Annotated in this window: 15 protein-coding genes and 1 pseudogene; 6 read left to right on the top strand and 10 right to left on the bottom strand. The window is 27.9% G+C overall.

Annotated features, from left to right (window positions below; all coding sequences use genetic code 11):
- Positions 1-304 (bottom strand): annotated as a pseudogene (locus KPL37_RS01960) (hypothetical protein); the annotation flags it as partial.
- A gap of 762 nt (positions 305-1,066) precedes the next feature.
- On the opposite strand from KPL37_RS01960, the gene KPL37_RS01965 reads away from it, so the two are divergent.
- Entirely contained in the window at positions 1,067-1,249 is a 183-nt protein-coding gene (locus KPL37_RS01965; RefSeq protein ID WP_071612906.1) for a hypothetical protein, read from the top strand.
- A 113-nt stretch (positions 1,250-1,362) separates the two neighbouring features.
- Here the strand turns inward: KPL37_RS01965 and pulA (KPL37_RS01970) are convergent, their stop codons facing one another.
- Positions 1,363-3,255 carry a type I pullulanase gene (gene pulA / locus KPL37_RS01970; protein WP_216145625.1) on the bottom strand — a complete coding sequence of 631 codons (1,893 nt, stop codon included), beginning with the start codon at positions 3,253-3,255 and terminating at the stop codon, positions 1,363-1,365.
- A 201-nt stretch (positions 3,256-3,456) separates the two neighbouring features.
- On the opposite strand from pulA (KPL37_RS01970), the gene KPL37_RS01975 reads away from it, so the two are divergent.
- Positions 3,457-4,044 (top strand): protein kinase, encoded by a 588-nt coding sequence (locus KPL37_RS01975; protein WP_216145628.1) that lies wholly within the window; start codon positions 3,457-3,459, stop codon positions 4,042-4,044.
- 118 nt (positions 4,045-4,162) lie between these two features.
- Here KPL37_RS01975 and KPL37_RS01980 read toward each other — a convergent pair whose 3' ends face one another.
- Positions 4,163-4,651 carry a PIN domain-containing protein gene (locus KPL37_RS01980; RefSeq protein WP_216145630.1) on the bottom strand — a complete coding sequence of 163 codons (489 nt, stop codon included), beginning with the start codon at positions 4,649-4,651 and terminating at the stop codon, positions 4,163-4,165.
- A gap of 304 nt (positions 4,652-4,955) precedes the next feature.
- Here KPL37_RS01980 and KPL37_RS01985 point away from each other — a divergent pair, with 304 nt between their 5' ends.
- Complete coding sequence (locus KPL37_RS01985) at positions 4,956-5,141, top strand: hypothetical protein (protein ID WP_216145632.1); 186 nt, start codon at positions 4,956-4,958, stop codon at positions 5,139-5,141.
- Between the two features lie 50 nt (positions 5,142-5,191).
- Here the strand turns inward: KPL37_RS01985 and KPL37_RS01990 are convergent, their stop codons facing one another.
- Positions 5,192-7,207, bottom strand: a complete 2,016-nt coding sequence (locus KPL37_RS01990) for a YgiQ family radical SAM protein (RefSeq protein WP_216145898.1) — start codon at positions 7,205-7,207, stop codon at positions 5,192-5,194.
- Positions 7,208-7,469: 262 nt separating this feature from the next.
- On the opposite strand from KPL37_RS01990, the gene KPL37_RS01995 reads away from it, so the two are divergent.
- Positions 7,470-7,856, top strand: a complete 387-nt coding sequence (locus tag KPL37_RS01995) for a hypothetical protein (protein ID WP_216145633.1) — start codon at positions 7,470-7,472, stop codon at positions 7,854-7,856.
- A gap of 86 nt (positions 7,857-7,942) precedes the next feature.
- On the opposite strand, the gene KPL37_RS02000 is transcribed toward KPL37_RS01995, so the two are convergent.
- From KPL37_RS02000 to KPL37_RS02010, 3 genes are all read right to left on the bottom strand, one after another.
- Positions 7,943-8,257, bottom strand: a complete 315-nt coding sequence (locus KPL37_RS02000; RefSeq protein ID WP_216145634.1) for a hypothetical protein — start codon at positions 8,255-8,257, stop codon at positions 7,943-7,945.
- Positions 8,258-8,301: 44 nt separating this feature from the next.
- Positions 8,302-9,255 (bottom strand): ROK family protein, encoded by a 954-nt coding sequence (locus KPL37_RS02005; protein ID WP_216145635.1) that lies wholly within the window; start codon positions 9,253-9,255, stop codon positions 8,302-8,304.
- A 165-nt stretch (positions 9,256-9,420) separates the two neighbouring features.
- Entirely contained in the window at positions 9,421-9,744 is a 324-nt protein-coding gene (locus KPL37_RS02010) for a hypothetical protein (protein WP_216145636.1), read from the bottom strand.
- Between the two features lie 183 nt (positions 9,745-9,927).
- Between KPL37_RS02010 and KPL37_RS02015 the strand changes: the two genes are divergently transcribed.
- Complete coding sequence (locus KPL37_RS02015; protein ID WP_216145637.1) at positions 9,928-10,080, top strand: lmo0937 family membrane protein; 153 nt, start codon at positions 9,928-9,930, stop codon at positions 10,078-10,080.
- 206 nt (positions 10,081-10,286) lie between these two features.
- The gene (locus KPL37_RS02020) at positions 10,287-10,586 is read left to right on the top strand and encodes a hypothetical protein (protein ID WP_216145638.1); all 300 of its coding nucleotides are present in this window, start codon (positions 10,287-10,289) and stop codon (positions 10,584-10,586) included.
- Positions 10,587-10,649: 63 nt separating this feature from the next.
- Here the strand turns inward: KPL37_RS02020 and KPL37_RS02025 are convergent, their stop codons facing one another.
- The 3 genes from KPL37_RS02025 to pulA (KPL37_RS02035) all read right to left on the bottom strand — a co-directional run bounded on the left by KPL37_RS02025 (position 10,650) and on the right by pulA (KPL37_RS02035) (position 15,429).
- Positions 10,650-11,594 carry a TRM11 family SAM-dependent methyltransferase gene (locus tag KPL37_RS02025; protein WP_216145640.1) on the bottom strand — a complete coding sequence of 315 codons (945 nt, stop codon included), beginning with the start codon at positions 11,592-11,594 and terminating at the stop codon, positions 10,650-10,652.
- A 60-nt stretch (positions 11,595-11,654) separates the two neighbouring features.
- On the bottom strand, positions 11,655-12,569 hold the full coding sequence (locus KPL37_RS02030) for an alpha/beta hydrolase (protein WP_216145642.1): 915 nt from the start codon (positions 12,567-12,569) through the stop codon (positions 11,655-11,657).
- Positions 12,570-12,690: 121 nt separating this feature from the next.
- A complete protein-coding gene (gene pulA, locus KPL37_RS02035) occupies positions 12,691-15,429 on the bottom strand; it encodes a type I pullulanase (RefSeq protein ID WP_246578094.1) in 2,739 nt (912 codons plus the stop codon).
- Positions 15,430-15,622 lie beyond the last annotated feature (193 nt).

The following is a 15,622-nucleotide window of genomic DNA, read 5'->3' on the forward strand; positions in this document are numbered from 1 at the left end:
TATCGAGAAGCTCAGCATAATGGGTAAAGTTTGCTTCGTGATATTTAGTTTTATATAGATCTATAATCATATGCCTAATATCTTTTGAAATTGTATGAACAGGTTTAGTTCCTTTATTACCATGGATAAAGAATTCCTTACCATTAGAACAATATCCTTTAATCATACGATTTAGATGTCTAACAGTGCACCCAATACGAAGGGCAGCAGCTTTCTTATTACCATTAACTTCTACTAATTTTTTGATGATTTGATATTTAAAATCTTCTTTCATACTTAAGTCTACCTTTCTGATTACGAACACCTCATTTATAAATTCTTATGAGGTAATTCTACACTATATTTTTGTCTGTTTGGGACATAATCAAAAATGGTATACTAGGACATTATCATAAACGGATCATAAATTTTGTACTTTATTTTAAAATTTACTTGCATTTAAATCTAAAATGTTATATACTAAGAAAGTTACCTAGTAACAATAAAACACATACAAAACTATCTAATACGTACTAACGCATTAAAAATTGGATCATTAAATCACTTAACAAAAGAAAAGACATGAATTTTAAAAACCCACGCTTAAGTTCTTACCCTTTTCATTCGAAAATTTCTTAATGAATCCCTTATTAAAATTTTGTTGAATAATGTACTGATAACACTTATAACATATTATTTGTTATAACATGAATTAAAATCACATTATATGAGTTATAATCAATATTTTTGTGTACCCATATACTATCAAGGAGGTGCCTAAATGAGAACAGATTACGTATTTGAAATTACAGAAGATGTAATAAATGAATGTTTGGAATGTCTAGACTAACAACTAACAACTAACAAATAAAAAGCAAATCTATCACTACTACGGCTCTAGTGAAGGTTTCTTTTTTTTATAAATACATATGTATAATTTTAAATTTAAAATGGATACTGGAGAGTATTTCTAGAGTATATATCCTCTTAATATTTTCAAATAAAAAATGTTAAAAAAAGAGGAAATTCCTTTTAGATATAGAATATATATTATAAGAGACTATTTACTTGAAAAGGAGTGACTAAAATGTTAACGATTTCTTTTATTAGTGGTGAAAGTGAAATATTGGATTTAAAACAATCTGAAAGTGATTTATTTAAAAACTGGTTTTATAATTTTGAAAATACAAGGCCCCATGAAGTTAATACTATGGGTAAAAAATATTTATTTAATAAGAAGGCAATAGCTTATATTGAGATAGAACCTTAGGTTCTAGTACTTTATTAAGCAAGTAAACGTTTTGTTATATAAATTAAATAAAAGAAACTGCATTTTTAAAATGCAGTTTCTTTTATTGTTCATAATCATTTTCAAATAATCTATTAGCTTTTACATAATATAAAGGTAGATAAGGATGATATAAGTATCTCATTTTGGCAAGTTTTAGCGCCTCTACATACTCCCCTCATATTCACTTCAAATTCATTTGCTATAATTAACCATTCATCAGTATCTGGCATAATAAATTTAATTTCATTCTTGTTAGCATTATGAATTATAAGTAATTTACTATAATCATCCGTGAAAGTTGAGGTTAGTTCATATGCAACGCATTTATAAGGTGATTCAAGGAATTTAAGCGAATTTCTTACATCGTTATCATTGTCTAGAGTCAAAACTTTTTGACTTTTTCTTAAAGCGATAAGTCCTTTAATGTATTCATAAGTTTCTGTAAATTCAGATTTTCTATCCCAACTTATTTTATTAATCATGTCTCCGGCATTATAACTATTATGGTTTCCTTGTTTAGTCCTTAATATTTCTGTTCCTCCTTGGATAAATGGAACCCCTTGCGAGGTAAGCACTATGGATAAGGCTAACCTATTCATTTTCTCTCTTTCTAACGGAGTATTATTAGGATTGCTTTTCTCAAATTTGTCATACAAACATAAGTTATCATGAGAGCTTACATAGTTTATTGTTTCTCCAGGATTCTGGGCAAAATTGTATATACTATTGTTATATCTTATTCCACCAACAATACCTTTTTTAATTTCTAACTCAAAACCTTCTCCACCGTTAACAAACCCTAAACTGTTGCCATCATTATCTCCCTTTATAGCATTTCTTAGATCATCATTAAATATGGATATCTGCATACCTCTTTGGCTTCCTTTCCTTAGTTGCCTATACTCAGGTAATGAAGTTGGTCCACCTGTCCATGGCTCACCATAAATAATGATATTTGGATTAATAATTTTAACTTCATTTTCAACCTCTCTCATAGTATCAATATCATAAAGTGACATTAAATCGAATCTAAAACCATCGATTTTGTATTCCTGAGACCAAAACTTAATACTATCAACTATAAATTTTCTCACCATTGGTTTTTCAGATGCAATTTCATTTCCACAACCAGAACCATTTGTATAGTTGCCATCATCATCTGTTCTATAATAGTATTTTGGAACTAAAATATCCATCGGAGAACTTTCTTTAGTAAAAGTGTGATTATATACAACATCCATAATTACAAAAATTCCATTTTCATGTAAGGTCTGAACCATTAATTTGAACTCTTTTATTCGTACAGTACCATCACTAGAATTAGTAGCATATGAACCTTCTGGAACATTGTATAAATATGGATCATATCCCCAATTATATCTCTCTTTAGTCTCATCCAGGCTTGCAAAATCATAAACAGGTAATAAGTGAACATGGGTTATTCCTAAGTCTTTGAGGTGATCAAGTCCTGTAATAACACCATTAGGTGTTTTAGTGTTTTTCTCAGTAAAAGCTAAGTATTTTCCTTTGCTTTTTATTCCTGAGTCTTCTGATGATGAAAAATCTCTAATATGTATTTCGTATATAATTGACTCTGTTCTATTAATTGATGTAGGTCTTTTGTGATTTTCCCAATTATCTGGATTTATAGAAGAAAAATCAACAATCATTCCCTTTTTACCACTATCACTTGCACCTTTGGTGTATATATCTGGTGTTTCTCTTTCTATTCCATCGTTTAATACCAAATAATTATAATATTTATTTTTATAATTTCCAATAAGTTTAAGTTCCCAAACTCCATTTTCTATTTTATTCATTTCATATTTTTGTCCTGATTTATCATTAAATGAGTTATAAACTATTACTGATACTTTATCTATGGTGGGCGCCCATACCTTAAATATTGTATTATCGTGTGAATAAACAGTGCCTAAGTCATTTCCATTATATATAAATTCATGAGTATCTAATATTTCTACCATTATCAAATCTCTCCTTAAAAATCCACTAATGTGGTCCAATTAATTTTATTCCAATATGTAATTGTATATATATTCCTTAACAGTATAATATTAATTGTAATATTAATCAAGATAGACTTATATATAATATTTATATATAGTAAATACAGACAAGCCTTTACCATATAATATAGTGATATCTATTGTAAAGAAGATGATAATATGAATGATGACAAAAACTACTACATTCAATTAAATAGTAAAGTTGAAAAAATGCTTAAAACTTCAGAATTTTTAGGGTCTGGTCATAATGGAATAGTTTATTTACTTCCTAACAAAAGAGTAATTAAAATTTTTAGAGATAAAAAAGTTTGTGCTGGAGAATATAATATTTTTATTAAAACTAGGAAAAGCAAATATTTTCCTAATGTTTATGAGCATGGAGCATACTATATTGTACGAGATTATGCAGGTGGACAACGTCTTGATAAATATATTAAAAAACATGGCATTAATGAAATAATATCTCTTAACATAATTAAACTTATTGAAGAATTTACAAAACTTAAATTTAATAGACTAGACATTAGGTGCAAAGATTTATATTTGATGGATGATTTTTCTCTTAATGTAATTGATCCTAAAAATAGTTACTCTAAAAATGTAGCTTATCCAAGACATTTAATGAAGGGATTAAATAACTTAGGGGTAGTAGATGAATTTTTATCAGTAGTTAGTGTAAAACGCCCTAAAACTTATAAGCTATGGAGTGTTAGATTTAAACAATATTTAGAAAAAAATATTAAGTAGGTATAAAAAATTTGTACTATAAACTTTCTCATATTTATATAATATGAATATTAGGTAATAATTAAAATAGAATAAGAGATTGTAATCCGTAAAGGTTACAGTCTCATATTCTAATGGTTTATTGCAACACATTTAACTCTCTTAAATCATCTAGAAATTCTTGAAAGTTTAGTGCTCTTGAAGAATTTAATATTATTTTTGCATTTCGAATTAACTTTTTATCATCCGTTACAAGGATATATTCTTTATTTTTTTCGCAAATATCAATTAAACTATAATCATTTATTGAAATTTTATCTCCATTAACTAAATATATCCTTTTATTTTGTTGATATTTAATAAAATCACTTGATAAACTAGAATCGATTAAATTTGAAGCTATTTCATTATTAGTAATGATATGTCCTAATAATTTCAAAAATTTATTTGAAAGTACAAAATCTTCATTGAATTTTACATATTCTTTTACTGATAATTCCCCTGCTATATCCTCTGAAATTTTAAAATCAATTGATTTTATATTTTCAATATCATCAAGCAAAGTAGGATATTTACTCCACACCTTTATAATAATATTAGTATCCAATAAATACTCTTTACATATCATAATCTTATCTCCTTTAGAAGTAAATGTATAGTAGTTTTTTTATTAAAAGATGGTTGGATAACTATTTTATTAATATTATATTCATTATTATCTAAATAGTTAACTAATATTAGTCTTTTATTTTATCTTGATAAATGTATATATTACCATTATAATTTAGATGATATTATATAATTTCTAGCTTTCTAAGGCGAATATTATTTAATAAAACTAACTTATAATACTAATATAAATACAACATTAATATTATTAAAGTGAGAATATAAAGAAAGGAGTAGCTGATTCGCAGCTAATAGATGAAACTATGGAAATACATGTATTTTTAAAAGGAAGTAAAAAAGCTGTTATTTATAGCGGTGATAGAATTGATGTTTTAGATTTTGAAATGAACAAAGTTAAATATAAGCAAATTAGATATTTTAGGAAGGGTTTCAGCAAAAGTGAGCTTATAGAACAAGAAAGTATAAACAAAATAATTACAATAGATTGATAATAAATACCTACATTCTTCAATTGAATGTAGGTATTTATTATCATTAATTATTGTCTTTTCTTAAGTTTTGATTTCTTTTTGTTAACACTTTTAATTGCCTGGTTTGTCCTACCTTGAGTGATTATAGGTTTACCTTTCTCTTTAAGTTTTTTATTTATAGGGGTATCCTTAGTCTTACTCCTTGTGGTATTAACTTTATTTCTATTTTCACTTTTATATTCTTTTTGCTTTCCATTTAGATTATCAGATGGTTCTTTTTTCTTTTTACCTCTAGGTTTTACTAGGCACTTAGGTCCATAACCAATGAGGTCTTCTCTTCCAGCTTGAGTTAAAGCTGATAATACTAAATCATATTTCATAGGGTCTTTATACTGAAGAAGCGCCCTTTGCATAGCCTTTTCGTTTTTTGTTTTAGGTATATGAACTTCCTCAAGAGTTACTGGATCAAATCCTGTGTAAAACATTGTTGTAGAAAGGGTTCCAGGGGTTGGATAAAAATCTTGAACTTGCTCTGGCTGATAATTAATATCTCTAAGATATTCTGCTAGTTCTATTGAGGACTCAAGTGTGCATCCAGGATGACTAGACATAAAATAAGGAATAACGTATTGCTTCTTTCCAATTTTATCAGTAGCTGCATAGAATTTCTCTAAAAATTTATTATAAGTTTTTCCGGCTGGCTTACCCATGTATTTTAAAACTTTATGAGATACATGCTCTGGTGCAACCTTTAGCTGTCCACTTACATGATGCTTTATAAGTTCATTTAAAAAAGTATCATCCTTGTCTGCCATAATATAGTCATAACGTAGTCCTGATCTTACAAACACTTTTTTTATATTAGGCAGTTCTCTTAATTTTCTAAGGAGTTTTAAATACTCCATATGATCAACATCTAAATTTTTACATGGGCTAGGATGAAGACATTGTCTATCCTTGCAAGCACCTACTTTCAACTGCTTATCACATGCTGGCTTTCTAAAATTAGCTGTAGGACCTCCTACATCATGAATATATCCCTTAAAATCCTTAAGTTTTGTAATTTGAATTGCTTCTTCAATTAGTGAATTTTCACTTCTACTTTGTACAATTCTTCCTTGATGAAAAGTTATGGCACAAAAAGCGCAGCTTCCGAAACATCCTCTTGAACTTACTAAACTAAATTGAACTTCCTCTATAGCAGGTATTCCGCCCATTGCTTCATAACTAGGGTGATAATTTTTCTGATAAGGCAGACCATAAACTTTATCTAATTCTTCTCTCGTAAGAGGCATTTCTGGTTTATTTTGTATAAGATATTTATTAGCATGTTTTTGTACAATGCCAATTCCGCGAATGGGATCTTGCTGATCATATTGTATTTTAAAGGCTTCTGAATATTTATGTACATCTCTACATACTTCTTTATAAGATGCTATTTCAATGTAGCCTTTTATGTTTGATATATCGTCAGTAACATAACAGGTGCCAAGTACTTGTGTAATATCTTTTATATCTATGCCTTCATTTAACTGCTCAGCAATGTTAACAACTTGTTTTTCACCCATACCATAAATCAACAAATCTGCTGCGCTATCTATAAGCATAGATTTTCTTACTTTATCACTCCAATAATCATAATGCGCAAAACGCCTTAAACTTGCTTCTATGCCACCAATAATAAGAGGAACATTTTTATATGCTTCTCTTATTCTATTGCAATAAACTATTGTTGCTCTATCTGGTCTCAGACCCATCTTTGCACCAGGAGAATATAAATCTTTTTCTCTTATTTTCTTGCTTACAGTATAATGATTAACCATAGAATCCATATTCCCGGAATTAACTAGAAATCCTAGCCTTGGTTTGCCCAATTTTTTAAAATCATCTATATTTTTCCAGCCAGGTTGGGCAATTATCCCTATTTTATAGCCTTCATTTTCTAGAACCCTAGAAATGATTGCAGTTCCAAAACTATGGTGATCTACATATGCATCACCAGTAACTATAATAAAATCTAATTCTGTCCATCCTCTATTTTCAATATCCTCTTTGCTTATAGGTAAATATTTATTATCCTTAATTAGGTCCACCTTCTTTTGATTTAATCGTAAGTTTGAATATATAATTCAAAATACAATTATATCATGCTTTACAGATTAATTCTCTAAAAATAATAAATTGAACTATATATTTAATTTATCTCTTATATTAAAAAAATTACAATTTCTTGTAATTTTAATAACAACATTTTTTATGTGTTTGCGTATAATATAATGAATTCATGTTGTGAAGCGAATTAGTTTAAACTATAATTTAATATTTTATAAAACAAGGAGGAAATATATGAAAAGTTTAATAGATAATGTGAAGAATAAAAACATAGGATATAGTGAAGAAGCAATAACAAGCACTACTAACAATATTCAACAAGATTTTAAAATAAATATTCATAATGGAAAAGGTTTTTTTGAAACTGGTATTAATAATTCCTTTTGGTCCAGCTTAATTATTACTGCTAAAATATTTCAGCCTCAAAATGGAGCTTTCGATATTGTAATTAGAGACAAAGCAAAAAGAAATTTAATAGTTTACGAAAATCACAACATGGTACATGATAAAGAGATATCATTTAAATATAAAACAGGCTTAAAGGTAAATCTTCTAATTGAAGCTATTTGGACGCAACCTAAAGATACAACTCTATGTGGAGAAATATCTATTAATTACTAATTCTTATATTTCTAATCCTATTTAGGTTTATTAAATTATTTATTATTAAATTATTTATTATTAAATTTAATAAACCTAAATAGGAATTAGACTTGTTCATTTACTTTTTCAAGTAATATTAAAAAGTCGTCCTGATTTTTCCTTTCCAAATACATATCTATAAGTGACTGAGTAGACAATTTATTAAGACCTTTATATCCATTATCTAAAATATCAGTTAAAACATTCATAAAATAGTCTTTACTTTTATCTATATTCTTAAGCATCTTTGTAGATATATCATTTATTATTTCTTCTTTTATATTTTCTCTAAGCTTTTCTGTATATTCTTTCATAAAAATTTGCGTATCTTCAGGGTACTGAGAAAAATCACCTGACATTATATCTTGAATTTTCATCATAACCACTCCTTAATAAATTATAACATTATTATTTAATATTAATGTTATACATCTCCATGTTTTGCGACCATTGCGGCACCAATTACACCTGCTTTATTACCTAACTGCGCTAAAACAATTTTAGCAATAGGTAAATCCTTATAATACTTATTTGCTATTACTTCTTTTGTAATCAAATCCAAAAGATATTGACCTGCACCTGCAATTCCACCACCCAATACAATTATTTCTGGATCAATAAAATTAACTATGTTAAGTATGCCTATACCTAAATATTTTATTAATCTATTAACAGCTAAGGTGGCTATTTTATCTCCTTTTTTAGCACAATCGAAGATTATTTTTGCATTTAGATTATCTATATTACCCTCCACATTTCCCAAAATTGTAGTAGGTTCATTCATTTCCATAATTAGTTTTTTCGTATATTTTATTATAGCAGTAGATGATGCAAATGTCTCTAGACAGCCGTTTCTTCCACAATTACAATTATAGAAATTTTCACCAATAACTGTATGTCCAAGTTCAGAGCCTACACCATTAAACCCACTATATATTTCACCGTTTATTATAATCCCACCACCAATACCTGTACCTAAAGTTAACATTAAACCACTTTTACAATTTTGCATTGAACCACTCTCATATTCAGCAAGTGCAGCCACTGTTGCATCGTTATCTATGTAAACCGGTGTATGAAGTGCGTCTTCTAACATCTTTCGTAATGGTACATTTCTCCAACCAAGATTTACACAAAATATTACATTACCATCCTTATCAGCTAGACCCGGGATTCCGACCCCTATAGCGGTTATTTCGTTAAGTTGAATATGAAATTCGTCTAGAACCTTTAGAACTAGAGCTATCATATCATCTATTAGTTCTTGGGGCTCTCTTTCTGACCTTGTTTCACATGATTCTTCGTGTACTATTTTTCCATTCTCATCAACAATACCAATAGCTATATTAGTACCTCCTAAATCAATACCTATATACATAAACTGCTTCCTTCCATAGCTTCTGCTATCATTTATTTTGGTTAAAAATATTTTTAGTTATAATTATATTTTTAAAAATTATATAATTTCATATACAAGTAAATTATAGCATATATACGTATTCATGCTTTGTAAATTTTTAAAATTGCCAATTTATTTATACATTTATTTTCTATGATACTTATAATATGCAATAATTTCTATATATTCACTTGTTTTATCATCAGTATAACTTAGAATTATTCCATTTTGGCTCATTAATTCTGAAGACTGTAAATTTTCTATGGAGTGTGTAAAAATAACATTATTATCATTTTGAATGTTAAATTGGTTATTTAAAATACTCATTATACAATTCTTCCCTATTATAGATTCACTATATTGAGTTGGATCTCTAGTTGTGACATATCTTACTTCAAAATTATTAATTCTTTTAAGTCTTGCTTCATTTTCTTTTTTTGCTCTTATTTTTTTATTATTAAAAAACATTTTATCACCCTATCTTATATAATAATTACATTATACAGTAAATCGTTAAAAAATAGTGTCACTAATAATGATGATTATTCTACAAAAATAGTTGCGAATTTCTTTGTATAATTAAAATGACTTCGGGTTATTATAATAATTAATGATAATAAATAAACATATATTAGAAAGGTAGTGTTTTATATGGGATTTTTACGTTGGATAGGTGGTATAATAGTATTCTTTTGGGCCTTAGGACTTATATTTAAAATAGGTGGTGGTATGATCCATATATTGCTTGTAATAGCTGTAATAGTATTTATATTGGATATGATTTCAGGAAGAAAAAAAGTCTGAAAAACTATTATCTAAATAATTATTCGTGAACTATAATTACATCATATTAAAACTATAGCATAATTGGCTCTTATTAATACTCATAAATAAGTATATTTGCATAAAAGCAGATATACTTATTTTTGTTAGTTAATTTAATATTGTAATGAATTATAGTTTTAACGTATAATATATATTATAAATGAATAAAATTGTGAGGGACAATAATGACAAAACAAGAAATTAGTAATGATATAAAATGTAATAAATCACTTGCTCAAAAGAATAAGAAATGGTGCCAACTTAAAAAAAAACAACAAATATATGTTTCAGATAAATTAAGAAACCAATATATTGATTCTGTATTAGAAAAAAAAAGAAAACCAAATAAAAATGAAAAAGAATTTATTATAGCTTGTGCTTATTTAGAAATAGTAGAGCATCAAATTTATATAACTGTAAATGATATAAGAAAATATTTTCAAACTAGAATACCTAAATATGATATTTCTATAGAAAAATTATAATTAGGTAATTCAAATCCAGATTTTAAAACCAAGGTGTATATAAATTTATGCACCTTGGTTTTATTAACTACATATGTATATGTATCTTTTAAAAGTTCCTTTAGATACGCTGCACCTATCATCTATGTGAAATCCAACAGATTTAATTTGTTCTTTCATATCCTCAAAAGTAACGATTACCATTTTAGATGCTATTCTACGTGTACTATCCATGATAGCTAACTGTTCATCTGCCGTAATTTGAGTAAAGATACCATATGGAAGATCGACTATGGCTACATCGTACTTATTTTGAATATTATTCATATCACCAATAGTTATCACATCTTCATATCCAAAATACCGGAGATTCGTCTTAGCGTTTTCCCCAATTAAAGAGTTTATCTCATAGCCTTTAATATTAATACCCATTGAAATAGCTTCAATTAATACTGTTCCAATGCCACAACATGGATCTACAACACTACAGCTTAGATTATTACCTACAGCTATATTAACAAGGGCTCTACAAACGTTAACCTTTAATGCATTAGAATAAGAAAAAGGTTTTTTATTTCGTTGTAGCCATTCAGAGGTGTTACTTTCACATTTACCAAATATCCATGTGTTCCCTATTTTTGTTATACCAAAAATATTTTCCGGTTTTTTCATTTCACATTCTCCAAGTATGCTAAAACCTATTTCAAATTCAATTCTACGACCCTCGTGAAAACCTATGTTTTCATGAGGAGCATTAATATAAACAACTTTATATTTATTACTAGTTAATTTGTCATTATTAATTTGTTCAATAATTCTTTCCATGGCATCTCCCACATACACCATTGAAATGCATTTTTTTATGAAAGGACTTCTAGATGGATTTATGTGTATATTAGAAAACAAATATTTATCATTAAGAGGCTTATCGAAAAGATATTTGATTTCCATTTTACATAAGCTTTCTTCGTCACTAGAATAATTAGTAATGTATAAATACTTTTTTTCATTTTGTGATAGATTAAACATTAAAACACAACCTCTCTATATAGAACATTCTATTTTATATTAGTTACACGCCTTTACCGTCTAAATTATATTAATATTTGTTAAAAACTTATAAACTCGTTTTGTATATTCATCTTTGTTATTCCAGTATGATTGAGCATGACCAGCCTTGGTCGCAATATATATATCTTTGTAACTATTGGTCTTTAAGTACATTTGTTTGCACATATAGGTAGGTACATATTCGTCATCTTCTCCGTGAATAAATAAAATCGGAATTCTTATTTCTGGAAGAGTTGTTATAGGTGACGCATCTTTAAAATCCCAGCCTGTTCGAATCTCACTAATTTTACTTGCTAATTTTATTAAAGCAAAATTATTTATATTATAATCCTTCTTCAGTCTGTGGCTAAATAAATCTTGCGCATCAGAGTAACCGCAGTCTTCTATACAAAAATCAATTCTATCATCGATTGCAATATATTGAAGAGCTATGCCAGCACCCATTGACTCACCATGTAAACCAATTATAATGTTTTTACCTAGTTTATCAAATAACCAATCAGTGCATTTTTTTAAATCAAACTTTTCGTAATAACCAAATGAAGTGTTACTTCCACCACTTAAACCATGATTCCTATGATCATAAATAAAAACAGCAAAATCTTTTTTTAAAAACATATCCATGTACTTAACAGAAGAATATAAACTACAAGTTATTCCATGACACAATATAATAACTTTTTTTGAACTATTATTTGGAAAGAAAAATCCATGAATTTTGTAATCATATTGAGAATCTATATATACTTCTAGCTTTTCTAAATTGTTGAATTTTTCTATTACTATTTTTCCATCATTTACTTCAGCATCATAGGTATAATTATAGTTTCTAACTTTAGGATAGATAATTATACTAGAAAAATGCCACCCTATAACTAAAATGATAATAGTAATAATAATTAGTGTTAATATAAAAAACATTACAATTAACATGCTAACACCTCTCTTTGATTATATTTCAAATGCGAAATACGTATAAATTTAATTGATTATTAAGCAAAAAAAAGGGCCCTTATTTTTAGGGCCTTTTAAAAATATGCTAAGTAGTATATTTTTAAACTTTCTTTCTTTTTTTCAGAAAAAACATTATACAAACAACTATACCTAGAACTAATATAATACAAGTTCTAAAAGTTAATGATGTAAATATATTTTCTGATTCATAATAAATCACAATGGAACTTAGTGCAGGAACAACTAAAGATTCTCCGCTAAATTGTTTTATAGTTTTAACTCCTGCTTTTTCGCCATCTACTACGATATTCCATGTACCCTTCTTTGATAATTTTATAGTTTTATCTTCCCTATTTGCATTATATGCAACTACAATGTGTGCCCAACTATCCATATTTGCATTATAATTCATTTCATATGCTACCATATTTTCAGGGACTACTAAAAATTTCAAGTTTTTCTTAATCATATCCGCAGAGGTCATTCTAAAAGCAGGATGTGCTTTCCTTAATTCAATTAAACCTTTGAAATAATCAACAGTTTCAATGTTTTTAGATTCCCTTGTCCAATCGATCTTATTTATATTATCACTTGACTTATAAGAACTTTTAACACCCGCTTTAGTTCTTAAAAATTCTTGACCAGCTTGAAAAAATGGAATGCCTTGTGAAGTAAGAATCATAGAATCTGCCATTTTGTGCATTTTTGTTCTTATTTCATCACTGTCCTTAGGGTTTGTTAAGAGGAGCTTATCCCATAATGTATTGCTCGAGTGGGATTCAGCATAATTAACAATTTGTACAGGTTCTATATTTCCATAGGTCTCTATAATATTAGAGTAATCTATACCTCCAACTATTCCTTTTTTTATATCTGTCTCTTTTTGAAATGCACCATTAATAAAGCCACTTGTTTTTGGAAAAAATACACTTCCTATTAGCCCATCTCTTATTTCATCATTGAATTGTGCTATTTCAGTCATTTTGCTTGCATTTTGTTTATTTGCTTTTGCTTCTGGGGAAAGGGTAGTTCCTTTATCTGATCCATCTCCCAAAACAAGGATTGAAGGATTTATGCTGCTTAGTTTTTTTCTAATTTCATTCATAGTCTTTACATCAAGAAGTCCCATCTGATCAAATTTGAACCCATCTAGATTATATTCTTTTGCCCAATACACAACTGAATCAACAATGAATTTTCTTGCCATAACATTTTCAGAAGCTACTGTATTCCCATAACCACTTTCATTTGAATTAGTACCATTTTGATTAGTTCTAAAATAGTACCCGGGTACTATTTTATTGAAATTAGAATTGGTACCGCTGTACATATGATCATAAACCACGTCCATGTTTACTCTTAATCCATTATCATGAAGGGCTTGTACTGCTTGTTTTAATTCTTTAATTCGCGTACTTGGATTATATGGATTTGTTGAATAGCTTCCTTCAGGTGCATTGTAATTCTTTGGATTGTAACCCCAATTAAATTGTGATTTATTTAAAGTCTCATTTATAGTAGAGTAATCGAATATGGGCATAAGCTCAACATGTGTTACTCCTAAGGCTTTTATATAATCAATTCCTGTTGGGTTACCATCGATTCCAGTTGTGCCTATTTCAGTAAATGCTAGAAATTTACCTTTATTTTTCATACCACTGTTTGGGTCTATAGAAAAATCTCTAACATGTAGTTCATATATAATTGCGTCAGTTAAATTTGAAAAGTCAGGTTTTTCATTCGGCTTCCAAATTGTAGGATCTGTTTTTTTAAGATCTACAACAGCACCCTTGTCGCCATTTGCGGATACAGAACGCGCATAAGGATCAACTGCCTCATTCCAAACTCCTTTAATGTTAACTTTATAAGTATAAAATATACCATTTTGATTTCCATTTAGGTCAAAAGTCCATGTTCCTTTTTCGCTCATCTTCATTTTGATTTCAGTACCAGTTTTATCATTCCAATTTTTATAGGTTACTAGCTTTACTTCAGATGCAGTTGGTGCCCAGACTCTAAAACTCGTTTTACTAGTAGAATAAGTATTACCTAAATCATTTCCTTCGTAAGAAAACATTTTTTCAAAACTAGCACTTTGTAATACATCACCAAATACTACATCTTTTTCTGAAAAAGCTGTCTTTGAGATTGTAATCTTTTGATTTAAATTTACATTTTCACTAAGTTCTATATTTACAACTGTTGTAAAACCACCAATTACCTTTGAACTTGTTATTTTATTTATTTTTAACACTTTTCCATTTGATTTAACTATAAAGCCTTGATCACCCACTGAGACAAATGGAAATGATACATTGGTTTCTATGTTTATGTTTTTCAAATCGTCTAGTTTTGCACTTACAAATTTATTGGGCTTGTTTATAATCTTACTAGGTATAATTGTAACTTTTGATTTGGTTGCTTCAGCTAAAGAATAGTAAATTTTAGGGTCACCACCATTAATCCAAACTTCACCTACACCATTCTTAAATTTTTCAATAAATCTATCATCGTCCGTATCTTTTTCCCACTCATTTGTGTAAATTATAAAACCTACTTTATTAAAGTCTCCAGCGAACTCAGTTTCACAAATCTGGCCAAATGAATCTTTACTTGTAAAATCAAACTTAGCTCCCTCTTTTTTGTCCGGCCACAACCACATCTTCCATATTGAATTATTATCTGGATTTTTGGCATAATGAATAATTATTTTTGTTCTATCACTCTGTGCAAAAGTATTGCTAGTTGGCAATATAAAAAGAAAACCTGCCATAACTAAAACAGTTGCAAGAAAAATAATTAATGTCTTTCTTTTGTTATTTTCGTTCCAAAAGTTCATAAACTTCTCCTCTAAAAATAAAATTATGGTCTATATTTTTTTGATTCACCTATAGCTTATGTAATAATTGTGTGTAAATTTAGTATATATTATATTGAAATATTTTACAACAATCAACTAATTTAAATAACTATTTTGTTAAGTTTAAGCAATATACTATTTAATGCTGTTTATATAAAATTAGTTTTACACA

This window comes from Clostridium frigoris, from assembly GCF_018861865.1.
Lineage (GTDB): Bacteria > Bacillota > Clostridia > Clostridiales > Clostridiaceae > Clostridium_AD > Clostridium_AD frigoris.